This window comes from Pseudomonas sp. BN411, from assembly GCF_029871235.1.
Lineage (GTDB): Bacteria > Pseudomonadota > Gammaproteobacteria > Pseudomonadales > Pseudomonadaceae > Metapseudomonas.
The window spans coordinates 251,805-276,312 of sequence record NZ_SSOM01000067.1; the positions used below are offsets into that span (position 1 = coordinate 251,805).

20 protein-coding genes are annotated in these 24,508 nt (G+C 64.3%); 7 read left to right on the top strand and 13 right to left on the bottom strand.

The window, feature by feature from the left end; translation table 11 throughout:
- Positions 1-15: 15 nt before the first annotated feature.
- Positions 16-2,505 (bottom strand): glycerol-3-phosphate 1-O-acyltransferase PlsB, encoded by a 2,490-nt coding sequence (gene plsB / locus E8F06_RS13900; RefSeq protein WP_280368129.1) that lies wholly within the window; start codon positions 2,503-2,505, stop codon positions 16-18.
- Between the two features lie 230 nt (positions 2,506-2,735).
- Here plsB and E8F06_RS13905 point away from each other — a divergent pair, with 230 nt between their 5' ends.
- The 5 genes from E8F06_RS13905 to E8F06_RS13925 all read left to right on the top strand — a co-directional run bounded on the left by E8F06_RS13905 (position 2,736) and on the right by E8F06_RS13925 (position 7,769).
- Positions 2,736-3,659, top strand: a complete 924-nt coding sequence (locus E8F06_RS13905) for an ABC transporter ATP-binding protein (RefSeq protein WP_280368131.1) — start codon at positions 2,736-2,738, stop codon at positions 3,657-3,659.
- Positions 3,656-4,390, top strand: a complete 735-nt coding sequence (locus E8F06_RS13910) for an ABC transporter permease subunit (protein ID WP_280368133.1) — start codon at positions 3,656-3,658, stop codon at positions 4,388-4,390. Before E8F06_RS13905 ends, E8F06_RS13910 begins: the two co-directional genes overlap by 4 nt.
- Positions 4,391-4,392: 2 nt before the next feature.
- Positions 4,393-6,228 (top strand): Gldg family protein, encoded by a 1,836-nt coding sequence (locus E8F06_RS13915; protein WP_280368135.1) that lies wholly within the window; start codon positions 4,393-4,395, stop codon positions 6,226-6,228.
- Between the two features lie 10 nt (positions 6,229-6,238).
- Positions 6,239-7,231: a DUF4340 domain-containing protein gene (locus tag E8F06_RS13920; RefSeq protein ID WP_280368137.1), complete on the top strand. Its 993-nt coding sequence runs from the start codon at positions 6,239-6,241 to the stop codon at positions 7,229-7,231.
- A gap of 328 nt (positions 7,232-7,559) precedes the next feature.
- Positions 7,560-7,769 carry a cold-shock protein gene (locus E8F06_RS13925; RefSeq protein ID WP_004421058.1) on the top strand — a complete coding sequence of 70 codons (210 nt, stop codon included), beginning with the start codon at positions 7,560-7,562 and terminating at the stop codon, positions 7,767-7,769.
- Between the two features lie 72 nt (positions 7,770-7,841).
- Here the strand turns inward: E8F06_RS13925 and E8F06_RS13930 are convergent, their stop codons facing one another.
- From E8F06_RS13930 to E8F06_RS13950, 5 genes are all read right to left on the bottom strand, one after another.
- Positions 7,842-8,213 carry a hypothetical protein gene (locus E8F06_RS13930; protein WP_280368140.1) on the bottom strand — a complete coding sequence of 124 codons (372 nt, stop codon included), beginning with the start codon at positions 8,211-8,213 and terminating at the stop codon, positions 7,842-7,844.
- A 10-nt stretch (positions 8,214-8,223) separates the two neighbouring features.
- A complete protein-coding gene (locus E8F06_RS13935) occupies positions 8,224-9,030 on the bottom strand; it encodes a putative RNA methyltransferase (RefSeq protein WP_280368143.1) in 807 nt (268 codons plus the stop codon).
- Positions 9,027-10,169 (bottom strand): succinyl-diaminopimelate desuccinylase, encoded by a 1,143-nt coding sequence (gene dapE, locus E8F06_RS13940; RefSeq protein WP_280368146.1) that lies wholly within the window; start codon positions 10,167-10,169, stop codon positions 9,027-9,029. The genes E8F06_RS13935 and dapE overlap by 4 nt, the downstream gene beginning before the upstream one ends.
- A gap of 104 nt (positions 10,170-10,273) precedes the next feature.
- Entirely contained in the window at positions 10,274-12,868 is a 2,595-nt protein-coding gene (locus E8F06_RS13945) for a glycosyltransferase (protein WP_280368148.1), read from the bottom strand.
- 347 nt (positions 12,869-13,215) lie between these two features.
- Positions 13,216-14,367, bottom strand: coding sequence for an iron-containing alcohol dehydrogenase (locus tag E8F06_RS13950; protein ID WP_280368151.1), 1,152 nt, complete (start codon positions 14,365-14,367; stop codon positions 13,216-13,218).
- Between the two features lie 152 nt (positions 14,368-14,519).
- On the opposite strand from E8F06_RS13950, the gene tcdA reads away from it, so the two are divergent.
- Entirely contained in the window at positions 14,520-15,323 is an 804-nt protein-coding gene (tcdA, locus tag E8F06_RS13955) for a tRNA cyclic N6-threonylcarbamoyladenosine(37) synthase TcdA (protein ID WP_280368154.1), read from the top strand.
- A gap of 146 nt (positions 15,324-15,469) precedes the next feature.
- Here the strand turns inward: tcdA and E8F06_RS13960 are convergent, their stop codons facing one another.
- The 7 genes from E8F06_RS13960 to map form a co-directional block, all read right to left on the bottom strand.
- Positions 15,470-15,874 carry a SufE family protein gene (locus E8F06_RS13960; protein ID WP_280368155.1) on the bottom strand — a complete coding sequence of 135 codons (405 nt, stop codon included), beginning with the start codon at positions 15,872-15,874 and terminating at the stop codon, positions 15,470-15,472.
- Positions 15,871-17,076: a cysteine desulfurase gene (locus E8F06_RS13965; RefSeq protein WP_280368157.1), complete on the bottom strand. Its 1,206-nt coding sequence runs from the start codon at positions 17,074-17,076 to the stop codon at positions 15,871-15,873. The genes E8F06_RS13960 and E8F06_RS13965 overlap by 4 nt, the downstream gene beginning before the upstream one ends.
- Positions 17,077-17,219: 143 nt before the next feature.
- Complete coding sequence (gene dapD, locus E8F06_RS13970; protein WP_280368159.1) at positions 17,220-18,254, bottom strand: 2,3,4,5-tetrahydropyridine-2,6-dicarboxylate N-succinyltransferase; 1,035 nt, start codon at positions 18,252-18,254, stop codon at positions 17,220-17,222.
- Positions 18,255-18,332: 78 nt separating this feature from the next.
- Positions 18,333-18,680 carry an ArsC family reductase gene (locus E8F06_RS13975; RefSeq protein ID WP_280368161.1) on the bottom strand — a complete coding sequence of 116 codons (348 nt, stop codon included), beginning with the start codon at positions 18,678-18,680 and terminating at the stop codon, positions 18,333-18,335.
- A gap of 19 nt (positions 18,681-18,699) precedes the next feature.
- Positions 18,700-19,896 carry a succinyldiaminopimelate transaminase gene (gene dapC, locus E8F06_RS13980; RefSeq protein WP_280368163.1) on the bottom strand — a complete coding sequence of 399 codons (1,197 nt, stop codon included), beginning with the start codon at positions 19,894-19,896 and terminating at the stop codon, positions 18,700-18,702.
- Positions 19,897-19,972: 76 nt separating this feature from the next.
- The gene (locus E8F06_RS13985) at positions 19,973-22,675 is read right to left on the bottom strand and encodes a [protein-PII] uridylyltransferase (protein WP_280368191.1); all 2,703 of its coding nucleotides are present in this window, start codon (positions 22,673-22,675) and stop codon (positions 19,973-19,975) included.
- A 30-nt stretch (positions 22,676-22,705) separates the two neighbouring features.
- Positions 22,706-23,488 (bottom strand): type I methionyl aminopeptidase, encoded by a 783-nt coding sequence (gene map, locus E8F06_RS13990; protein WP_280368193.1) that lies wholly within the window; start codon positions 23,486-23,488, stop codon positions 22,706-22,708.
- 265 nt (positions 23,489-23,753) lie between these two features.
- Here map and rpsB point away from each other — a divergent pair, with 265 nt between their 5' ends.
- Positions 23,754-24,494: a 30S ribosomal protein S2 gene (gene rpsB, locus E8F06_RS13995; protein WP_280368195.1), complete on the top strand. Its 741-nt coding sequence runs from the start codon at positions 23,754-23,756 to the stop codon at positions 24,492-24,494.
- Positions 24,495-24,508 lie beyond the last annotated feature (14 nt).

Here is a 24,508-nt window from a genome sequence, read left to right on the forward strand (position 1 = left end):
GAAGGATCAGCCGGCTTATACCGGGGTTTCCGGCTCGACCTCGGCCTGGCGATCGAATGCCACCTGGCGGATGGACAGGCGAATCTCCGCCGGTAGAACACGCTTGGCAGCACCTTCGGCCAGTTCGCCAAGCAGTTCGTGATAGCCCAGCTTGCCTGCTTCGTCCCGACGCAGTACGCGCTGGTCCAGCATCGTCTGGATGAAGTGGCGGAACAGGCTCTTGTCGAAGAACTCCGGGGCATTCAGGCCGTGGAGGATCGACAGGCGCTGGGCCATGACGGTGCAGAGGTCTTCGAGCTCTTCGGCGCTCAACTGGTTCTGGCCGGCGTTGAGCAGCAGGGCGATGGCCATGTAGAAGCGCTGCAGGGTCTGGACGATGGCACGGGCCAGCAGGGTCAGTAGGACGAACTGCCGCGAACTCGGTGCCGGACGCACATAGACGTCGCCTTCCACCTTGAGCAGACCCTGCTCGACGAAGGCCGCCAGCCACTGGTCCACAACGCCATCCAGTTCGCTCGCGTCCCAGCGGATGAACAGCTCCGCCTGCAGATAGGGATAGAGCGCGCGGGTGTAGCGCAGGATCTGCTCGCGGCTCATCCGCGCGCTGCTCTGGAAGAAACAGGCCAGCAGGGCGGGCAGGGCGAACACGTGGAGCACGTTGTTGCGGTAGTAGGTCATGAGGACGGCGTTCTGCTCGTCCAGGTAGAGGATCTTGCCCAGCGCGTCCTTCTGCTCCGCCAGCAGGTTCATGCTCTGCACATACTGGATCAGCGCCTGTCCGTCGCCTTCCGGCAGGGTGGCGTGGGGCGAGTAGGGCACGGCGCGGATCAGGGCCAGGTAGAGGTCGAGCACGCGGGTCAGGGCGCGTTCGTCCAGGGCCAGGCGGGTGGTGGAGAGCAGCGCCAGGGCCACAAGGTTGACCGGGTTGATCGCCGCTGCGTCGTTGAGGTGGCGGGCGATGCGTACGGCGAGTTGGTTGGTGGTGTCGTTGAGCCAGGCCGGGCGGAACTGCGGCCCCAGCTCCTGGGCGCGCCAGTCCGGCTGCTGCTGGTCAAGGAATTCGGCCAGCTTGATCGGCTCGCCGAAGTTCACCGCCACTGAGCCGAAACGCAGCTTGAGGGCGCCGATGACCTTGAAGATGTCGAAGATGGATTCTTTCTTCTTGCTCGCGCCGCGCAGTTCGCCCAGGTAGGTGCGGCCTTCCAGCACGCGCTCGTAGCCGATGTAGACCGGCACGAAAATGATGGGCAGGCGCGAGGAGCGCAGGAAACTGCGCAGGGTGATGGCGAGCATGCCGGTCTTCGGATGCAGCATGCGGCCGGTACGCGAGCGCCCGCCTTCGACGAAGTACTCCACCGGGAAGCCGCGGCTGAACAGGGTGTGCAGGTATTCGTTGAATACCGCCGTGTACAGGGGATTGCCCTTGAAGGTACGGCGCATGAAAAAGGCACCGCCACGGCGCAGCAGGCCGCCGATCACCGGCATGTTGAGGTTGATGCCGGCGGCGATGTGCGGCGGGGTCAGGCCATTGCGGAACAGCAGGTAGGACAGCAGCAGGTAATCGATATGGCTGCGGTGGCAGGGCACGTAGATGACCTCGTGACCGTGCACGATCTCCTGCACCTGCTCGATATGGTTGACCTTGATGCCCTCGTAGAGCTTGTTCCAGAACCAGGACAGCACCACTTCGAGGAAACGGATGGCGGTGTAGGCGAAGTCGGAGGCGATCTCATTGCCGTACTTGAGCGCCTGGGCCTCGGCGGTGGCCAGGCTGACCTTCTCGCGTTCGGCTTCCTCAGCGATGGCCTGGCGCACCAGCGGACCGCGCACCAGGCCCTTGACCAGATTGCGGCGGTGGGAAAGGTCAGGGCCGATGACCGCGGTCTTCTGGTTGCGGAAGTGGACCCGCAGGATGCGGTTGACCATGCGCAGTGTGCGCTCCGGGCCCTTGTCCTGCTCTACCAGCTCACGCAGGTGGATGGGGGCGGAGAACTGCACGCGGGTCTTGCGCCCGAGAATGAGGATGCTGACCAGCTTGCGCAGCCGGCCGGTCACTGCCCAGCTGTCGGCGAAGAGCAGCTTCCAGGGGCTGGTTTCACGGTCGGGCGACTGCCCCCAGAACACCGTCACCGGAATGATCTGCGCATCTTCCACCGCATGTTGCTGGATGGCGCCCAGCACCCGTACCAGGGTGGGGGAGGCGCCGCGCTTGTCCTGGCCGCCTAGCCAGCCCGGCTCCGGCGTCAGATAGAAGAATGCGGTCGGCTCCAGCAGGTCTCCCACCGCCACCGGCAGCACCGGACGTGGCAGGCCGGCCTTGGTGCATTCCCGATCCACCACCGCCAGGTCACTCGCCGACGGTTGCTGCAGTACGTAGAACACCGGCTTGCTGCGGTCTAGCTTCAAGGTGAAGGCGGACTGGTTGATGGTCTCGGAGCGCACCCAGAGATACAGCAGGCGGCGCAGGGCACCAAAGGCGAGTCGGCGGAAAGGGGAGCGGGTCATGACAGGGTAAGGCTGTGAAACGAGCGATTGCTCGGGGCGGCTAGTTTGCCGTATTCGCCGTCGCGTCGCAAAAAGCCGCGGGCCGTCGTTTTTACCCGAATTTTCCTGCAACTTTTCGCACAAGGGGCAGTCTTGCAATGCCTGCGGGGGACTCCTTATAGTCCGCCAGCGTTTTGCAAGGCCCCGGTGGCCAGCATGGCCAGGGGCTGTTCCCGACGGGACTAGAGGCCATGATCGAAATAACAAATCTGACCAAGCGCTTTGCGCAGCACACTGCCGTGGACAACCTGTCCTTCAGCGTCGCACCGGGGGAGGTGCTGGGGTTTCTTGGCCCCAATGGCGCGGGCAAGTCCACCACCATGAAGATGCTCACCGGCTTCCTCGCGCCGACCTCCGGCAGCGCGAGCATCTTCGGCTTCGATATCCAGACTCACACCCTCAAGGCCCAGCGGGAAATCGGCTACCTGCCGGAAGGCGCTCCCTGCTATGGCGACATGACGGTGCGCGGCTTCCTCGAGTTCATCGCTGAAGTGCGCGGCTTCCGGGGTGCCGAGAAGAAAGCCCGGGTGGCCCGTGCGGTGGGGCAGGTGGAGCTGGATAACGTCCTCGGCCAGTCCATCGAGACCCTCTCCAAGGGCTACAAGCGCCGCGTCGGCCTGGCCCAGGCGATCCTCCATGATCCGCGCGTGCTGATCCTCGACGAGCCCACCGATGGTCTCGACCCGAACCAGAAGCACCAGGTGCGCCAGCTGATTCAGAGCCTGGCCCACGAGAAGATCGTGATCATCTCTACCCACATCCTCGAAGAGGTCACCGCGGTCTGCACCCGCGCCCTGGTGATCGCTTCCGGCAAGGTGGTGGCCGATGGCACTCCCTTCGAGCTGGAAAGCCGCTCCCGCTACCACCAGGCGGTGACGCTGGTAGCCGACGAGCCGCTGGACATGCTGGCCCTGGCAGTGCTGCCGGGTGTGGCCGGCATCGAGGAGAACGCCATCCAAGGCGGCCTGACCATCCTGGCCAAGCCGGGCGAAGTGATCTTCCCGCAGGTGAACCAACTGATTCATCAGCGGGGCTGGAAAGTGAAGGAGCTGGACGTGGAGCGCGGCCGTCTCGATGAGGTGTTCCGCCGACTGACCCGGGGAGAAGCGGCATGAGGCAGTTGCCGGTTATTTTCAAACGCGAGCTGGCGAGCTACTTCGCTACACCGCTGGCCTATGTGTTCATCGTGATCTTCCTGGTGCTGTCCGGGGTCTTCACCTTCTATCTGGGCGGCTTCTACGAAAGCGGCCAGGCGAGCCTCGCGCCCTTCTTCAACTTCCACCCCTGGCTCTACCTGTTCCTGGTGCCGGCCATCGCCATGCGCCTGTGGGCCGAGGAGCGCAAGTCCGGCTCCATCGAGTTGCTGATGACGCTGCCCATCACCCGCTTCGAAGCGGTCACCGGCAAGTTCCTCGCCGCCTGGGCCTTCGCCGGCCTGGCGCTGCTGCTGACTTTCCCGATGGTGATCACGGTCAACTACCTCGGCGAGCCGGACAATGGCGCCATCATCACCGGCTACATCGGCAGCTGGCTGCTGTCCGGGGCCTTCCTCGCCATCGGCTCCTGCATGTCGGCGCTGGCGAAGAACCAGGTGATCGCCTTCATCCTCGCCGTCAGCGTGTGCTTCCTGTTCATCGTCAGCGGCTTCCCGCTGGTGCTGGACGCCTTCAGCGCCTGGGCGCCGCAATGGCTGCTGGATGCCGTGGCCTCGCTGAGTTTCCTCACCCGTTTCGATGCCATCAGCAAGGGCGTGATCGACCTGCGTGACCTGCTCTACTTCGTCACCCTGATCGCCGCCTGGCTGGCCGCCACCGCCGTGGTGGTCGATCTGAAGAAGGCCGACTGAACATGAAAAGACTGATGTATTCCGGCGCCGGGCTGCTGCTGATCGCCTTGGCCTTCCTGGCGTTCAACATGCTCGCCGGGCTGACCCTGACCAACGCGCGGGTCGATCTCACCGAACAGAAGCTCTACACCATCTCCGACGGGACCAGGAAGATCCTTGGCGAGATCGACGAACCCATCAACCTGTACTTCTTCTATTCCGACAAGACCGCCAAGGACCTGGTGGTGCTGCGCAACTACGCGCGGCGCGTGGAAGAGATGCTGAAGGCATACGAGCGTGCCGCTGGCGGCAAGATCAAGCTGCACATCGTCGACCCCGAGCCCTTCTCCGAGGATGAGGACAAGGCCGCCGAGTTCGGCCTGCAAGCGGTGCCGCTACAGCAGGGCGGCGATCAGGTCTACTTCGGCCTGGCCGGTACCAACGGCGTGGACGATACCCAGATCATCCCGTTCTTCCCGCTGGATCAGGAAGAGTTCCTGGAGTACGAAATCAGCCGCCTGGTGCAGAGCCTGGCCAAGCCGGAACGTCCGGTAGTGGGCGTGATTTCCGGGCTGAAGCTCAATGGTGGCTTCGACATGATGAGCCGCCAGCCGACCGCGCCGTGGATGGTGATGGAGGAAATCCGCCAGCTCTTCCAGATCGAGAGCCTGAAGAGCGATGTCGACCAGATTCCCGAAAAGGTCTCGGTGCTGTTGCTGGTGCATCCGAAGAACTTGCCACAGCAGACGCAGTACGCCATCGACCAGTTCGTCCTGCGCGGAGGCAAGCTGCTGGCCTTCGTCGATCCGTGGAGCGAGGCCGACAGCGGCATGGAAATGCCGGGCGAGCCGGGGGGCGACAAGGCTTCCGACCTGGACACCCTGTTCAAGGCCTGGGGCCTGCAGATGGTGCCGGGCAAGGTGCTGGGTGACGGTGCCAACGCCATGTCGGTGAGCGTTGGCGAGGGCAAGCCGCCGGCGCGCCATGCTGCCTGGCTCAACCTGCCCCAGCGCAGCCTCGACCAGGCCGATGTCAGCACCGCGGGCCTGGAAAACATCACCGTGGCCACCGCGGGCATCCTCAAGCCGCTGGAAGGCGCCAAGACCCAGTTCATGCCGCTGATCCAGAGCTCCGAGTACGCCATGCCCTTCGACGTACAGCGCTTCGGCATGCTGACCGACCCCGAGGAGCTGATCCGCGAGCTCAAGCCCACCGGCGAGCGCTATACGGTGGCTGCGCGCATCAGCGGTCCGGCGCAATCGGCGTTCCCCGATGGCATCGAGGGCCGCAAGGATGGCCTGAAGTCGGCGAAGAACATCAACGTGATCGCCGTGGCTGATACCGACATCCTCAGCGATCGCATGTGGGTGCAGGTGCAGGACTTCTTCGGTCAGCGCGTGCCGCAGCCCTGGGCCGACAACTCCGGCTTCGCCATCAACGCCCTGGACAACCTGGCCGGTTCCGATGCACTGATCAGCGTGCGTTCCCGTGGCCGCTTCAACCGTCCCTTTGACGTGGTGGAGAAACTCCAGCGCGACGCCGAGGTGAAGTTCCGCGAGCAGGAACAGGTGCTCCAGCAGCGACTGGCCGACACCGAGCAGAAGCTGGCGTCGCTGCAGCAGAACCAGGACCCGGCCAAGGCGCTGGAACTGACTCCGGAACAGCAGGCGACGCTGCAGCAGTTCATCCAGGAGAAGCTGCGCATCCGCAAGGAACTGCGCGACGTGCACTTCCAGCTCAATGCCAGCATCGAGGACCTGGGACGCACCCTGAAGTTCGTCAATATCGCCCTGGTGCCGCTGGTGCTGACCCTGGGCGTGCTGGTGCTGTGGTTCTGGCGCCGTCGGCGCAAGGCTTGAGGAGGGCGATATGGGACGTAAAGGCCTGATCTTTCTCGCCCTGCTGGCTGCCGGACTGGGCACGGCCTACTACATCCAGCAGGACAGCGCGCGGCTCCAGCCGCAACCCAGCGCCAGCCGGGAGCTGCTGCTGCCGGAGCTGCAGGGCAAGCTGGAAAGCGTGACGGCGCTGGACGTGCAGGTGCCCGGCCAGCCCGACTTGCGCCTGGCGCGCAAAGATGGCGTCTGGGTGCTGCCGGCAAAGGCCGACTATCCGGCGGCCGGCCAGCCTGTAGCCGCGCTGCTGAGGGCACTCGCCGAGGCACGCAAGGTGGAAGCCAAGACCGCCAATCCCGAGCTGCACGCTCGCGTAGGTCTGGCGGACAAGGGCGAGGCCGGCGAGCAGGGTTCGCGCATCAAGGTCGAGCGCGGCAACGAAACGCCCCTTGCCCTGCTGCTGGGCAAGCCGGCACAGCAGGGCAAGGGGCAGCTGGTGCGCCTTTATGGCGATAACCAGGTCTGGTTGGTCGACCAGGCGATGCCACTGCCGACGAGCGAACTCAATTGGCTGGACCGCCGGGTGGCGGCTATCCCCTTCGCCAGCATTCGGCAAGTGGAGGTGACCTACCCGAACGGCAGCCAGCTGACTGTCTACCGGGATACCGCCGAGGAGCCCAATCTCAAGCTCAAGCAACTGCCCAAGGGCCGTAGCCTGGCCTACGAGGCGGCTGCCAATGGCATGGCGACCCTCTTTGCCGGCCTGGAATTCGCCGACAACGCGCCGTTGGCGCAGGTGCAGTTCAAGGGCAAGCCGCTGCTGCAGTTCAGTCTTTCCACCTTCGAAGGGGGTGAGCTGCGCGGTGAGGTCTACGGGCAGGGCGAACAGCCCTGGCTGGTGCTCAAGGACAAGCAGAAGTTTGGCGAAGAGCAGGTGCCCGGCAAACTGGATTGGGCCTATCGACTTGAGCCATTCCAATATCAGGCACTGGCCAAGAAGCTTGAGGACGTACTTGCCACCAAGTAGTGCAAGTTATTGAAGTAAGGCGGTAAATCGGACTTTGGACGGTTCATTTCCGCCTTTCTTCATGCCCCATTTTGTACTGTCCGGGAACCAAAAAAGGGCGTCCAGCCCGCATGGGACGGCCATTCTGCACTGTCATAAAAAAGTGCTTTTCAGCGCGAACTCTTGTCGTATACTCCGGTCGCGGTCATAAAAAGAACGCCATTCGAAATACCCGCTCCAAGCTTGATTCCGCCGGGGTTGGATATAACAAGAAGAACGTCTTTGCCGCACCGTCGAAACCCCCAGCAAAGGGGGTACACAACAAAATTGCGAGTTGGAGAGAGCAGTAATGGCTGATCGTGAGATCGGAACCGTCAAGTGGTTCAATGACGCCAAGGGCTATGGTTTCATTCAGCGCGAAAGCGGTCCTGATGTGTTCGTTCACTACCGTGCTATCCGCGGCGAGGGTCATCGCTCTCTGCTGGAAGGCCAGAAGGTGGAGTTTTCCGTGATTCAGGGTCAGAAAGGCCTGCAGGCGGAAGACGTCGCCAAGGTCTGAGACTCAAAACAAGAGGCCCGTCAGTGACGGGCCTTTTGCTTTCTGCGATTTCCTAATCGGGCTGCCGATCAATCAGTCGGTGCGCCAGATGATTTCCTGCTCGCCTTCCGCGTTCACCTTGATCCAGCGGTCGGCGTCTTCTTCGCCCTGCGCTTCCTGCCAGCCACCTGGTGCGCAGCGGATTTCCACGCCCAGAGCCGCAAAGGCTGCGCGTGCGCAACCCAGATCATCCTCCCAGGGCGTGGTGTCGCTTTCCAGGTAGAGGCTATTCCACTTGCCAACGGCCTTGGGCAGCCAGGTGACGGGAACATCCCCGGCCAGGCATTTGAAGGTCTGCCCCTTCTGCTGCCAGGGCGTGCAGGAACCCAGCGCCGCGTTGAGCCAGGCGGTGACGGCATCCTGGTCGGCGTCCTTGAGGTAGATCTCGATATCGGGTTGGCGCATGGGGGACTCCCTAGATTTTCTCGATCCAATCGTAGCGAATGGACACCGTCACATCGAAGGCTTCGGCCACCACCGCGGCGCGGCGTTCGGCGCTGGCGCGCCAGCCGTGCGGGGTCATGGCCAGCAGGTCCGCGCGAGCCTCGGCGTCGGCCAGGTGCATGCGATAGCTCAGCGTTTCGCTGTGGGCCAGGCGCATGCCCGCGGGAATCTGCGACAGGTGTTTCTCGTCGTCGTAGTCGCGGACTTCGTCGTAGAGCTTCTCACGCAGTTCCAGCAGATGCTCGCGTGTCGGCCCCATGCGCAGCAGGCCGCCACCGGGGGACAGCAGGCGCAGCGCTTCCTGCCAGTCCAGCGGGCTGAAGACGCTGGCGAGCAGGTCACAACTGCCGTCGGCCAACGGAACCCGCGCCATGCTCGCCACCAGCCAGTGCAATTGCGGGGCGCGGCGGCAGGCACGTCTTACCGCCTCACGGGAAATATCCAGGGCGTAGCCATCGGTGGCCGGAAGGGCCATGGCCAACTGACCGGTGTAGTAGCCCTCGCCACACCCTATATCCAGCCAGCTTTCCGGGTCGCGCTCGGCGGCGAGCGCCGCCAGGCGGCTGGCGAGTGGCGCGTAATGACCGCCGTCGAGGAAGCGTCGGCGTGCCTCGACCATGGTGGCGTTGTCGCCCGGGTCGCGGCTGTTCTTGTGCTGCACCGGCAGCAGGTTGTAGTAGCCCTGGCGCGCGCGGTCGAAGCTGTGATTGGCCGGGCACACCAGGCCCTGGTCACGGGCGCTCAGGGCAGCCTGGCAAAGGGGGCAGATGAGTTTCATTGGGCGAGCAGGCGGACCAGGGTCTGCTGGTAGATGTCGGTCAGCAGGTCGAGATCGCTGGCCAGCACCCGCTCGTTCACCTGGTGGATGGTGGCGTTTACCGGGCCCAGTTCGACGACTTGGGTACCCATGGTGGCGATGAAGCGGCCATCGGAGGTGCCGCCGCTGGTGGACGGCGTCGTATCGCGGCCGGTGATGGCCTTGATGCTCGCGGAGACCGCGTCCAGCAGTTCGCCCGGTTCGGTGAGGAAGGGCAGGCCGGAAAGCGCCCACTCCAGGTGGTAGTCCAGGCCGTGTTTGTCGAGGATGGCCTCGACCCGGCGCTGCAGGCCATCCACCGTGGATTCGGTGGAGAAACGGAAGTTGAAGATGGCCTTCAGCTCGCCCGGGATGACGTTAGTGGCGCCGGTGCCGGAGTTGAGGTTGGAGACCTGGAAGCTGGTGGGCGGGAAGAAAGCGTTGCCGTCGTCCCAGTGTTCCGCGGCTAGTTCGGCAAGGGCCGGTGCGGCCAGGTGGATGGGGTTCTTCGCCAGGTGGGGGTAAGCGACGTGACCCTGCACGCCGCGAACAGTCAGGGTGCAGCCAAGGGAGCCGCGGCGGCCGTTCTTCACGACATCGCCCACCAGCGATGTGCTGGAGGGTTCGCCGACGATGCACCAGTCCAGGCGCTCGCCACGGGCTGCCAGGCGTTCGACGACGGCCTTGGTGCCGTGGTGTGCCGGGCCTTCTTCGTCGCTGGTGATGAGGAAGGCGATGGAGCCCTTGTGCTGCGGGTGTTCGGCGACGAAGCGCTCAACCGCCACCACCATGGCGGCCAGGCTGCCTTTCATGTCCGCCGCGCCACGGCCGCAGAGCATGCCCTGTTCGTCGATCAGGGCGTCGAACGGCTGGTGCTGCCAGGCCTGTACCGGACCGGTGGGCACCACATCGGTATGACCGGCGAAGCAGAGCACCGGGCCTTCGCCGCCCCGGATGGCCCAGAAGTTTTCCACATCCTCGATGCGCATGCGCTCGATGCGGAAGCCCGCGGCCTCCAGCCGGCGCATCATCAGGTCCTGGCAACCTTCGTCGACCGGGGTGACCGAGGGGCGGCGAATGAGGTCGCAGGCGAGTTCGAGGGTGGGGGACAGGGACGACATGGAAGGCTCCGGAGGGCAGCGCGGAAACGCAGAGGATGAAAAGGCCGATATCTTAAAACAAGAACGGCGGCCATTGGCCGCCGTTTAAGGGTTTCGCTCGCCTATCAGGCGGTAGCGACCTCCTCTTGCTCCTCTTCCTGGCCCTTGGGCAGGGAGGAGAGCAGCGCCATGATCAGCGCCGCCAGGTAAGGCAGCGACTGCACCAGCAGCATGGCCACCCAGAACTTCACATCCGGGCTGGGCATGCCCTGGACGATGGCGATGCCGATGGCAGCGCCCCACAGCAGGAGCATCACGAAGACTTCTTCGCGGGCCTCGGCCAGGGCCATCATCAGGCCGTGGTTGCTACGCATCTTCGGTGTGCGGAAGAACGGAATGCTCTTGGTGAAGAAGCCGTAGAGCACCGCCTTGGCAATGGTGTGCGAGAGCGCGAGCCCCGCCACCGCCGCGCAGAAGGCGTCCTTCAGGTTGACCCCCACCGCGCGCTGGTAGAGGAACACGATCTTGCCCACCTTGAAGAAGAACAGCGCCAGCGGCGGGATGGCGAAGATCAGCAGCGGCGGGTCGACCCGCTGCGGCACGATGATCATTGCCGCCGACCAGAGCAGGGCACCGATGGTGAAGAAGATGTTCAGGCCATCGGCGACCCAGGGCAGCCAACCGGCGATGAAGTGGTAGCGCTGGCCCTGCTTGAGCTTGGAATCCTTGCCCAGGAACAGGCTGCGGGCGTGACCCTTCATGATCTGGATGGCGCCGTAGGCCCAGCGGAAACGCTGCTTCTTGTAGTCGATGAAGGTGTCCGGCATCAGACCACGGCCAAAGCTCTCGTGCGCGTAAGCCGCTGCATAGCCGCTCTTGAACACGCGCAGACCCAGCTCGGCGTCTTCGCAGATGGTCCAGTCGGCCCACTTCAGCTCGTCCATCACGCTGCGACGGATCATGGTCATGGTGCCGTGCTGGATGATGGCGTTGCGGTCGTTGCGGGTGACCATGCCGATGTGGAAGAAGCCCTTGTACTCGGCGTAGCAGAGTCGCTTGAAGGTGTTCTCGTTGCCGTCGCGATAGTCCTGCGGCGACTGCACCACGGCGATTTCCGGGTCAGCGAAGTGCGGAACCATGTACTTCAGCCAGTTGCGGTCGACGCAGTAGTCGGAGTCGATCACCGCCACGACTTCGGCATCCGGCGCGGTGTACGGCAGGATGTAGTTCAGTGCGCCACCCTTGAAGCCTTCCAGCGGGGCGACGTGGAAGAACTTGAAGCGCGGGCCCAGCTGTTCGCAGTAGTCGCGCACCGGTTCCCAGACGGCCGGGTCCTTGGTGTTGTTGTCGATGATCAGGACTTCGTAGTCCGGATAGTCGAGGTTGGCCAGGGCGTCGAGGGTCTGTTTGACCATCTCCGGCGGCTCGTTGTAGCAGGGCACGTGTACCGACACTTTGGGACGGTAGGCGCTGTCGGCCAGCACCGGCAGGAACGGACGGCGGCGCTTGCGCACCCAGACGGCCTCGGCCAGTTCATGGGCTTCGGTGAGGAGCACGATGAACACACCCAGGGCACCGACGCCGAGTAACAGACCCACGGTGAGGCTGAACCAGGTGCTGTACTGCTGGCTGTAGTCGTAGGCGATCCACACCAGCACCGAGCCGCCGGCGAAGGCGACGAAGGTCAGGAAGGTGCGACCGCGCTGGCGCAGGGCGCTGCCGTCGATCAGCATCAGAGCCAGGGCCAGCAGGGCCATAACCACCGAGGCCACCGCGAGCATGCGCCATTGCGGAATTGCGATCACCGGGCCTTCGAAGGCGAACTTGGGCTGGCGGTCGAGGTTGTAGACGCCCCAGTAGGCGCCCACCGAACCCTCGTCGCTGGCCTTCCACGGCTGGTCGAAGGCTTCGATCACGAAGTAGTTGTAGCCCTTGGCGTTGAGGGCGTTGACCAGGGTTCGCAGGTAGATGGCCTGGTCGGCCTGGGACGCGTCAGCACCGCCACGCATGCGGCCGTTGCTCGGCCAGCCCACTTCGGACAGCAGCAGCGGCTTTTTCGGGAAGGCCTTCTTCAGGTCCTTGGCGCGCTCCAGGACGAATTCGGTGGAGTCCTCCATCGGCACGAATTCCCAGTAAGGCAGCACGTGGGCCGCCACGAGGTCGACGTGCTTGGCCAGTTCCGGGTATTTCAGCCAGATGTGCCACTGCTCGGAGGTGGTCACCGGCACCTTCACGGCGGCGCGGACGCGGTCCAGGTAGACCATCAGGTCCTTGCGGCTGATTTCGCGACGGAACAGGGCCTCGTTACCTACCACCACGCGAACCACGCTGCGGGACGCGTTGGCGATTTCGATGGCCTTGGCGATCTCGCGCTCGTTGCGTTCCTCGTCCGGGCTGATCCACACGCCCAGGGTCACCCGCAGGCCGAATTCCTCTGCCAGGCGCGGGATGTCGGCCAGGGTGCCGTCCACCGAGTAGGTTCGGATGCTGTCGGTCTGCTTGCTCAGCAGTTCGAGGTCCTGGCGGATCTGGTCGTCGTTGGGGTAGCGGTTCTGCTGTGGGTTCTGGTCCGCGCGGAACGGCGAGAAGGAATAACCGGAGATCTGTTCCGGCCAGTCCGGCGCGGTGACCGGGCGGTTGTAAAGCGCCCAGATACCGGTGAACAACGCGGCAACCGCCACGAAGACCACCAGGTTGAGTCCAAATTTACGCGATGGCATAGAGGTCAAGGGTTCCGAATCGAGGAACTGGGTCCCATAGGAGAACGGCCTGCAGCAGGCGGTTTTTCATACGAAACCGGGGGTAGGGCCAGCGAATTGCTGGCCGGCGCGAATCCTACCCCGGCGCCCAACAGCTGTATAGATTGCAACCAGACGGGGGAGCCGGATGGCCGCCCCGCCAGATGGTTTGTTTGCTTGCAGCGCGAGAAGTTCGACCGGTGAACGAAAGCTGAGTGTTGCAGGTAGCTGCATTGCCCGTAGGAGCTGGCTTGCCAGCGAAGGGTCCCATTTCGCTAGCAAGCTAGCTCCTACAGGGCGTCTGGACCGACGGTCGACCTCGGTCAGGTTCAGAGCGCTCTCAACAGAATGCGCTCGCTGATTTCCAGGTCAAGGTCGCGCCGTTCGCTCAATGCGGTCATGCCGTGCCGCTCCAGTTGCGCCAGTACCTGGGGGATCACATCGGCATCCAGGCCGTGTTCGGACAGACGGGTGGGTACCCCCATGCGCTTGAAGAAATCGCGGGTGGCCTGGATGGCCGAGTCGATGCGCTGTTCTTCGTCACCTTCCTTCAAGCCCCAGACGCGGGAGGCGTACTGCAGCAGCTTCTCGCGCTTGACCTGGCGGCGCTCGGCCAGCAGTGCCGGCAGCACCACGGCCAGGGTCTGGGCGTGGTCGATGTGGTAGAGCGCGGTCAGCTCGTGACCGATCATGTGGGTCGACCAGTCCTGGGGAACGCCGCAGCCGAGCAGGCCGTTCAGCGCCTGGGTGGCGCACCACATCAGGTTGGCGCGCACAGCGTAGTCGTCGGGGTTGGCCAGCGCTTTGGGGCCTTCTTCTATCAGGGTCAACAGCAGGCCTTCGGCGTAGCGGTCCTGCAGGGGCGCGTCGGCTGGGTAGGTCAGGTACTGCTCGATGGTGTGGACGAACGCATCCACCACGCCATTGCCGATCTGCCGGGGGGGCAGGCTGAAAGTGGTGCGCGGGTCGAGGATGGCGAAACGCGGATAGAGCAGGGCGCTGGAGAAGGGCAGCTTTTCCTGGCGGGCGACATGGGTGACCACGCCGTGGGGGTTGCTCTCCGAGCCGGTGGCGGCCAGGGTCAGCACGCAGCCCATGGGCAGGGCTGCGGTGATCCGCTTGCCGCTGAGCAGGTCCAGCGGATCGCCGTCGTAGCAGGCCGCGGCGGCGATGAACTTGCTGCCATCGATTACCGAGCCGCCGCCGACCGCGACGATGAAGTCGCAGCGTTCGGCCTTGGCCAGCTCGGCGGCCTTGACCAGGGTATCGAACTGCGGATTGGCCTCGATTCCGCCGAAACGGACCAGCTGATACCCGGCCAGCGCTTCCTCTACCTGCTGCCAGACACCGTTCTGGAAGATGCTGCCGCCGCCGTGGGTCACCAGGACCCGGCTGCCGGCGGGCACGTCCCGCCCCAGTTTGCTGATCTGGCCTTCGCCGAAATGGATGCGGGTGGGGTTGTAGAAGGTGAAATTGCGCATGACCGGCTCCGTTGTTGTTATCGGCCGACTATAGCCCTGGCGGACCGGGCCCGGATCTATGGGCCACCATTCAGCGCCAATGGACTTGGGCCGAAGGAGAGCGCTTCCTATAATGCGCGCCCGCCCGAAGGTTGGCGATGGGAGTGATCGGCATGAATACAGACGAGCGTTTCGGCGGCATTGCCCGGCTTTATGGCCTGGACGGGCTCGCCCGGTTGCAGACGGCCCATGTGGCGGTGGTCGGCATCGGCGGTGTGGGCTCCTGGGCGGCGGAGGCCCTGGCGCGCTCCGGGGTGGGCGAAATCTCCCTGTTCGACCTGGACGACGTCTGCATCACCAACACCAACCGCCAGGTGCATGCCATCGAAGGCGCCGTGGGCAAGGCCAAGGTGGACGTGATGGCCGAGCGCATCCGCGCCATCAATCCGGCTTGCGTGGTCCATGCGGTGGCTGACTTCGTCACCCGCGAGACCATGGCCGAGTACATCACCCCCGAACTGGATGCGGTGATCGACTGCATCGACAGTGTTGCGGCCAAGGCGGCCCTGATCGCCTGGTGCAAGCGGCGCAAGATCCAGATCGTCACCACGGGCGGTGCCGGAGGCCAGGTGGACCCGGCCCAGATCCAGGTCGCCGACCTGAACAAGACCTTCAACGACCCCCTGGCGGCGAAGGTGCGTTCTACCCTGCGCCGCGACTACAACTTCTCCCGCACTCCAGGACGCACCTACAGCGTGCCCTGTGTGTTCTCGACGGAGCAGCTGCGCTATCCGAAGCCGGATGGCTCGGTCTGCCAGCAGAAGAGTTTCGTGGGCGAAGGCGTGAAGCTGGACTGCGCCGGCGGATTCGGTGCGGTGATGATGGTGACCGCCACCTTCGGCATGGTGGCGGCGGCGCGGATTGTGGATAAGTTGGTGGCCGGTGCGCGCAGGCCGTCGGAGCGTACTGCGGGATAAGGCCCCTGGTAGGTTGGTGCCGAGGAACGAGGCCCAACGATTTCGGGCATGCTGGTCGCGCCTTGTTGGGCTTCGCAGGCTCAGACCAGCGTGGCCCGCACCAACCTACGGCAGGACTGCGTCCTGCTTGGCGAATGAATTCGCCCCTACAGGCTCAGTTCACGCATTTTCTTGAGTACGGCGTTCAGGCCATTGCTGCGCGATGGCGACAGTTGCCGGCCCAATCCCAGTTGATTGAACCAGTCCGCCAGGTCGATTCCCGCCAGTTCGCTGCCTTCCATCCCGTCAACGCGGGCCAGCAGGACCGCCAGCAGGCCGCGGATCAGCCGCGCGTCGCTGGCCGCACGGAAATGCCAGTGCTCGCCCTGGCGCTCTGCAACCAGCCAGACCTGGCTTTCGCAGCCATGCACCCGATTGGCATCGCTGCGTTCGGCATCGCTCAGGGCTTCCAGGCGTTCGCCCCATTGCATCAGCAGGCGCGCGCGCTGTTCCCAGCCACCGGCAGCAGTGAATACGTCCAGGGCTTCCCGGGCCTTGGCGGGCAGGGTCATCGCAGCATCTCCAGAGCCTTGTCCAGGGCGCCGAAGAAGAGCTCCAGGTCATTGCCGTCGTTATAAAGGCCGAGGGACACGCGGATGGCGCCCTGCAGGCCGAGGCGGTGCATCAGTGGCATGGCGCAGTGGTGGCCGGCACGCACGGCGATGCCCTGCTCGGTTAGCAGGTGCGCGAGGTCGGCGTTATGCACGCCTTCGATGCTGAAACTGGCCAGCGCCAGTTCGGGGTCGCCCAGCAGGCGCACGCCGTCTCGTGCAGCGAGCCCGGCCAGGAGTTTGGCGTGCAGGGCTGCTTCATGGCCGGCGATGGCGGCGGCGTCGAGGTTGCCCAGGTAATCCAGTGCGGCGCCCAGGCCGATCACCGAGGCGATGGCCGGGGTGCCAGCCTCGAAGCCCAAGGGGGCGCCGTGGAAGTCGGCACTCTGGTAAGCAGCGGTGTGGACCATCTCACCGCCGAACTGCCAGTGCCTGAGACGCGCCAGTGCCTCGCTGCGACCGTAAAGCACGCCGACGCCGTCGGGGCCATAGAGCTTGTGGCTGGAGAACGCATAGAAGTCGCAACCCATTGCTTGGACGTCATGGCGGCCATGAACCGCGCCCTGGGCACCATCGACCACGGTAATGGCGCCCTGACTGCGGGCCAGGGGCAACAGCTCGGTCAACGGCTGCCAGCGACCGAGCACATTGGACAGTTGGCTCACCGCCAGCAGGCGGGTACGCGGGCCGATCAGCCGGCGCGCCTGTTCCAGGTCGATCACGCCGCGATCATCCAGCGGCAAAACCACCAGCTTGAGCTGCCGGCGCAGGGCCAATTGCTGCCAGGGCAGCAGGTTGGCGTGGTGTTCCAGGGCGCTGATGACGAGCTCATCGCCTGGTTGGAACAGATGCTCCAGGCCATACGCCAGCAGGTTGATCGCCTCGGTGACGCCGCGGGTGAAGAGGATTTCCGCCGGGCTTGCGGCATTCAGCCAGTGTGCCGCCCGCGTCCGGGTCCCTTCGAAGGCGCGGGTGGCGCGCTCGCCCGGCAGATGCTGGGCGCGATGCACATTGGCTGCGCCGCTGGCGTAGTAACCGAGCAGGGCGTCGAGCACCGCCTGGGGCTTCTGCGAGGTGGCGGCGCTGTCGAGGTAGGTCTGGCCCTCGGCTTCAAGGGCCGAAAGGGCGGGGAAGTCGGAGCGCCAGGGGGAGTTCAGGGACATTGCTGCGGCACACGGAAATGGAAGCGTTGCGAGTTAAGGCCGGTTCGAACGCGAACAGGCCCGGATGCACGGTCTACTAAGTGTAAACGAGCGTCCGGGCCTGGTCGGAAGCTGTCCCGAAGCCGAGGCTTCGGGACCCTGGCTCAGTTATGAGCGTGCAGGGCTTCGTTCAGCTCGATGGCGGTCTTGTTGGTCTTGCACTCGACGGCGCCGTTCTGCGAGTTGCGGCGGAACAGCAGGTCGGCCTGGCCAGCCAGGTCGCGGGCCTTGACCACTTTCACCAGTTGGTTCTGGTCGTCCAGCAGTGCCACCTTGGTACCGGCGGTGATGTACAGGCCGGCTTCGACGATGTTGCGGTCGCCCAGCGGGATGCCGATGCCGGCGTTGGCGCCGATCAGGCAGCCTTCGCCCACGGAGATGACGATATTGCCGCCACCGGACAGGGTGCCCATGGTGGAGCAGCCGCCGCCGAGGTCAGAGCCCTTGCCGACGAAGACGCCAGCGGAAACGCGGCCTTCAATCATGCCCGGGCCTTCGGTGCCGCCGTTGAAGTTGATGAAGCCTTCGTGCATCACGGTGGTGCCTTCACCCACGTAGGCGCCCAGGCGTACGCGGGCGGTGTCGGCGATGCGCACGCCGGCCGGGACCACGTAGTCGGTCATTTTCGGGAACTTGTCCACGGAGAAGACTTCCAGCAGCTCGCCCTTCAGGCGGGCTTCCAGCTGACGCTCTGCCAGTTCGGACAGGTCGATGGCGCCCTGGCTGGTCCAGGCAACGTTCGGCAGCAGCGGGAAGATGCCGGTCAGGTTCAGACCGTGCGGCTTGGCCAGGCGGTGGGACAGCAGGTGCAGCTTGAGGTAGGCCTCCGGGGTGGAGGTCAGTGCGGCGTCTTCGGCCAGCAGGGTGGCGACCAGCGGCTTGTGGCTTTCGGCCAGGCGGGTCAGCAGGGCGGCCTGGGCGGCGTCGACGTCCTTCAGCGCGGTGGCCAGTTGGGCGGCCTGTGCATTGCTGATGGTGATGGCCTGGTTACCGGCGCTGTAGCCAAGCACCGGCGCGACGGCGGCGACCAGTTGCTCGGACGGCTTGAGCAGCGGCAGGGCGTAGAAGACTTCCAGCCAGTTGCCCTGGCGGTTCTGGGTGCCGACGCCGAAGGCGATGCTGAAGAGAGCGTTGGACATGGGGATTCCTCTTGCTGAAGGGTGTTGATCAGATGGGGCAGATACTGGGAATCGTTCCCGGCACCGCGCCCTGGCAAGTCACTTGAATGCGGCGGCGTATAGGTCCGGCTTGAAGCCGACCAGGGTGCGATCACCCAGGTCCAGCACTGGACGTTTGATCATCGACGGCTGGGCCAGCATCAGGGCGACGGCCTTGTCCTGGTCCAGGTCGGCCTTCTGCGCGTCTTCCAGCTTGCGGAAGGTGGTGCCGGCACGGTTCAGGACGGTTTCCCAGCCATGCTCGGCGCACCATTTCTCCAGGCTGGCACGGTCGATGGCCGATGCCTTGTAGTCATGAAAGCTGTAGGCCACGCCCTGCTCTTCGAGCCAGGTGCGGGCCTTCTTCATGGTGTCGCAGGCCTTGATGCCGTAGAGGGTGATGCTCATGGTGTCTTTCCTTCGAATCTCACAGGCCCTTGATGAAGTGGCGGATGCGTTCGCCGGCTTCCACGCATTCGGCCAGCGGGGCCACCAGGGCCATGCGCACGCGGCCGGCGCCGGGGTTGAAACCATCGACGGCGCGCGACAGGTAGGAGCCGGGGACCACCGTGACGTGCTCGCGGGCGAACAGCTCACGGGTGAAGGTTTCGTCGTCCACCGGGGTCTTCGCCCAGAGGTAGAAACCGCCGTCGGGACGCTGGACGTCCAGCACCGGGCCAAGGATATCCAGCATGGCGTCGAATTTCTCGCGGTACATGGCGCGGTTGGCGCGCACGTGGACTTCGTCATTCCAGGCCGCGACGCTGGCCAGTTGGGTCTGCACCGGCATGGCGCAGCCGTGGTAGGTGCGGTACAGCAGGAAGGACTTGAGGATGTCGGCGTCGCCGGCGACGAAGCCGGAGCGCAGGCCCGGCAGGTTGGAGCGCTTGGACAGGCTGTGGAACACCACGCAGCGCTTGAAGTCCGAGCGGCCGAGTTCGGCGCAGGCGGTAAGCAGGCCGGCCGGCGGGTTCTGCTCGTCGAAGTACAGCTCGCTGTAGCACTCGTCGGCGGCGATGACGAAGTCGTGCTCATCGGCCAGGGCGATCAGCTTCTTCAGCGTTTCCACCGGGATCAGCGCACCCGTGGGGTTGCCCGGGGAGCAGAGGAAGAGAATCTGACAGCGCTGCCAGACGTCCGCCGGCACGGCGTCGAAGTCCGGGTTGAAACCGTTCTCCGCCAGGCACGGCAGGTAATGGGGCTCGGCGCCGGCCAGCAGGGCCGCACCTTCGTAGATTTGATAGAAGGGGTTCGGGCTGACCACCAGGCCGTTGTCGGCACGGTTCACGACTGCCTGAGTGAAGGCGAACAGCGCCTCGCGGGTGCCGTTCACCGGCAGCACGTGGCGGGCGGCGTCGAGCCAGCCGGCGGGCACCTTGAAGCGGCCTTCGCACCACTGGGCGATGGCTTCGCGCAGGGCCGGGATGCCCAGGGTAGTGGGGTAGACCGCCAATTGATCGAGACTGGCCGACAGCGCCTCGGCGACGAAGGCCGGGGAGCGGTGCTTGGGCTCGCCGATGGACAGGGCGATGGCCTTTTTCTCCGCCGGCGGCTGGGCGCCGGCCAGCAGGGCGCGGAGTTTCTCGAAGGGGTAGGGCTGCAGCTGGTTCAGGGCGTCATTCATGGTTGTAGGGCGTCAACAGGGAGGTCGTGGGTCAAACGGTGCAATCCGGCCTGCGGCCTTATTGCACCCTACGGGTTCAGATGCTTATTCGTGTCGGGTCCAGGCTCTTGCCGTTGGAGTCGGACAGCTGGGAGACGATGGCCTCCTGCAGCCGCAGACAGAGCTCGGGGTCGGAGAGCGGCTGGTTGTTGGCGTCGGTAACGAAGAACACGTCTTCCACCCGCTCGCCGAGGGTGGCGATCTTGGCGTTCTGCAGCGACAGGTCGAACTCCAGGAAGATGCGCCCGATGCGCGCCAGCAGGCCGGGGCGGTCGGGGGCGATCAGTTCGAGGATGGTCACCGGGCGCTGGGCGTCGTTGGAGATGGTTACCTGCGGCGGGAAGGCGAAGTGCTTGAGCTGGCGCGGTACGCGGCGCTGGATGATGGCCGGGTACTCGTCCGGGTTCTTCAGGGCGTCGATCAGGCCTTCGCGGATCTCGCGGATGCGCGCCGGGTTCTCGCCGATCCGCCCGCCGTCGGCATCGAGCACGATGTAGGTGTCGAGGGTGAACTGGCTGGTGGAGGTGATGATCCGCGCGTCGTGAATGTTCAGGTTGAGCTGCGACATGGCGGCCACGGTCACGGCGAAGAAGTCGTGCTGGTCCGGCGCGTAGATGAATATCTGGGTGGCGCCCTCGAACTCGCGCTGGGCGGTTTCCTTGATCAGCACCAGGGGGTCGTTGCCGGCCGGGTGCTGGAGGATCGCCTCGGTGTGCCAGGCCACGTCGTTGGCGGTGTGGCGCAGGAAGTAGTCGTCGCCCAGCTGGCTCCAGAGCTGCTCGGCCTCGTCCTGGTCGATGCCGTTGCGCACCAGGATATCGATGGCGGCGGATTGGGTCTGGCGAATCTGCTCTTCGCGGTCCAGCGGGTTTTCCAGGCCGCGGCGCAACGCGCGCTTGGTCTCGGTGTAGAGCTGGCGCAGCAGGCTGGCGCGCCAGGAGTTCCACAGGCTCGGGTTGGTGGCGTTGATGTCGGCCACGGTGAGCACGTAGAGGTAATCCAGGCGGGTCTGGTCGCCCACCAGGCGGGCGAAGTCGTAGATCACCTGAGGGTCGGAGAGGTCCTTGCGCTGGGCGGTGGTGGACATCACCAGGTGGTGTTGCACCAGCCAGGCCACCAGGCGCGAATCCCACACCGGTAATTGATGGCGGGCGCAGAAGATTTCCGCGTCCACGGCACCCAGTTCGGAGTGGTCGCCGCCGCGGCCCTTGCCGATGTCGTGATAGAGCCCGGCGAGGTAGATCAGCTCCGGTTTGGGCAGCTTGTCGATGAGCTTGCTGGCCAGGGGGAATTTCTCCGCCAGCTCCGGCCACTTCAGCTTGCGCAGGTGCTTGATCAGGTTGAGGGTGTGGGCGTCCACCGTATAGATGTGGAACAGGTCGTGCTGCATCTGCCCGATGATTTGGCCGAACTCCGGCAGGTACAGGCCGAGGATGCCGTAGCGGTTCATGCGCCGCAGGTTGCGGTGGATGCCCTGGGTGGACTTGAACAGCTCGATGAACAGGCTGGTGTTGCGGATGTCCTTGCGGAAATCGTCGTCGATCAGATGACGGCTGTCCCGCAGCAGACGGATGGTATCCGCGCGCACGCCTTTGATCTCCGGGTGCTGAGCCATCAGCACGAAGATTTCCAGCATGGCGAAGGGGGTGCGCTTGAAGACGTTCGGGTGGGTCACCTCGATATAGCCGTCGCGCAGCTGGAAACGGCTGTTCAACGGCTGCGCCTGACCGCTCTCGCCAGCGCGCAGGATGACTTCCTCGAAGTGCTGGTTGATCAGGTCGCTGAGCTCGGAAACCCCCATCACCACCCGGTAGTACTTCTGCATGAAGCGTTCGATGCCGAGCTTGCCGTCGCCGTCCTCGAAGCCGAGGAGGGAGGCGATCTTGCGCTGGTGATCGAACAGCAGGCGGTCTTCGGCGCGTCCGGCCAGCATGTGCAGGGCGTAACGCACCTTCCAGAGGAATTCCTGGCTGGAGGCCAGCATGCTGCACTCGGTTTCCATCAGGAAGCCCTGCTGCACCAGGCCGTGCAGGTTGAGGCTGCCGAACTGGCGGCGGGCGACCCAGAGGATGGTCTGGATATCGCGCAGGCCACCCGGGGAACCCTTCACGTTGGGTTCCAGGTTGTATTCGGTGTCGTTGTACTTGGCGTGGCGCGCCTTCTGCTCGTTGCGTTTGGCGAGGAAGAAGTGCTTGCTCGGCCACATCTGATCGGGGCTGGTGACCTCCAGCATGCGCTGGCGCAGATGCTCGGGACCGGCAATGGTCCGGCTTTCCATCAGGTTGGTCACCACCGTCAGGTCGGCCTGTGCCTCTTCGGCGCATTCGGCCACCGAGCGCACGCTCTGGCCCACTTCCAGTCCGATGTCCCAGAGCAGGGTGAGGAAGCCTTCGATGGGTTCGCGGAAGACTTCGTGGTCGGCGCTGTCCAGCAGGATCAGCAAGTCGATATCGGAGAAGGGGTGCAGCTCGCCGCGCCCGTAGCCGCCCACGGCCAGCAGGGCGATGTCGGCGTCCTCGCTCCAGCCGAAGCGCCCCCATGCCGCCCGCAGGATCTGGTCGACGAACCAGGCGCGGTCTTCCACCAGGCGACGGATGTCGCGGCCGTTGGCGAAACGGTTGTCGAGCACATCGCGGGCCTGGCGAATGGCTTTCTTGAAGGCAGCGATGGGGCTGGACTTCAAGGCCAGTTCCGCCTGGAACTGCCCGCGGTCGAACAACTCGGGATCCACCTGCGGCATGGGGCGGCGTTCCTTATATAAGGTGGGTGATCAGGGCGAGGTGCGCGACAGGGTGTCGTCGCTGCGCAAGGTCAGGATTTCATAGCCGTCGGCGGTCACCAGGACGGTGTGCTCCCACTGCGCGGAAAGCTTGCGGTCCTTGGTGATGGCGGTCCAGCCGTCGCCCAGCAGGCGGGTTTCCGGGCGGCCCTGGTTGATCATCGGCTCGATGGTGAAGGTCATGCCTTCCTTGAGCTCCATGCCAGTACCGGCGCGGCCGTAGTGCAGGACCTGGGGCTCTTCGTGGAACACGGCGCCGATGCCGTGGCCGCAGTATTCACGAACCACCGAATAGCCCAGCTTCTCGGCGTGCTTCTGGATCACTTCACCGATATCGCCCAGGCGTGCGCCCGGTTTTACCAGCTGAATGCCCTTGTACATGCACTCCTGGGTTACGCGGCAGAGCTTGTCGGCCCATTCCGGCGCCTTGCCCACCATGAACATCTTGCTGGTGTCGCCGTGGTAGCCGTCCTTGATGACGGTGACGTCGATGTTGACGATATCGCCATCTTTCAACGGCTTCTCGTTGGGGATGCCGTGGCACACCACGTGGTTGACCGAGGTGCAGATCGACTTGGGGAACCCCTTGTAGTTCAGGGGAGCGGGGATGGCCTGCTGCACGTTGACAATGTAGTCATGGCAGATGCGGTCCAGTTCCTCGGTAGTCACGCCGGGTTTGACATGCTCGCCGATCATCTCCAGCACTTCGGCGGCCAGGCGGCCGGCAACGCGCATTTTCTCGATTTCTGCGGGCGTCTTGATGGTGACGGTCATATTGGCTCTCGGGCGCAAACGGAAAAGGCTTGATATTAACAGCTTCAAGCCGCAAGCCATAAGCGCCAGGGAGGAAAGCACCTGATTTGAGGCGTATCGTTGCAGTAGCTCTACCCAGCTTTTCGTGCTATAAAACGCGCCGCTTTACGGACGTGCTGTCCGGAAGCTTTTAACCCACACACGTATCGACACGATCTCCTGGGTGCCCGAAAGGGTTGGATATTGGGATACGTGGAGGCCTAACCCGACTTATCGAGGAATTGAAATGTCCCAAGTCAACATGCGCGATATGCTGAAGGCCGGTGTGCACTTCGGCCACCAGACCCGTTACTGGAACCCGAAAATGGGCAAGTACATTTTCGGCGCGCGTAACAAGATCCACATCATCAACCTTGAAAAAACCCTGCCGATGTTCAACGACGCCCTGAGCTTCGTTGAGAAACTGGCTGCTGGCAAAAACAAGGTTCTGTTCGTCGGCACCAAGCGCTCCGCTGGCAAGATCGTTCGTGAAGAAGCTGCTCGCTGCGGCTCCCCGTACGTCGATCACCGCTGGCTCGGCGGCATGCTGACCAACTACAAGACCATCCGTCAGTCCATCAAGCGCCTGCGCGATCTGGAAACCCAGTCCCAGGACGGCACCTTCGCCAAGCTGACCAAGAAAGAAGCTCTGATGCGCAGCCGCGACCTCGAGAAGCTCGAGCGCAGCCTGGGCGGTATCAAGGACATGGGCGGCCTGCCGGACGCTCTGTTCGTGATCGACGTTGACCACGAGCGCATCGCTATCACCGAAGCCAACAAGCTGGGCATCCCGGTTATCGGCGTCGTCGATACCAACAGCAGCCCGGAAGGCGTTGATTACGTCATCCCGGGTAACGACGACGCCATCCGCGCCGTTCAGCTGTACCTCTCCAGCGTTGCTGATGCTGTAATCCGCGGTCGTCAGAATGCCGCTGGCGGTCCTGACGAGTTCGTCGAAGAAGCTGCTTCCGAGGCCGCAGAAGGCTGAGTTGACAGCCGTCT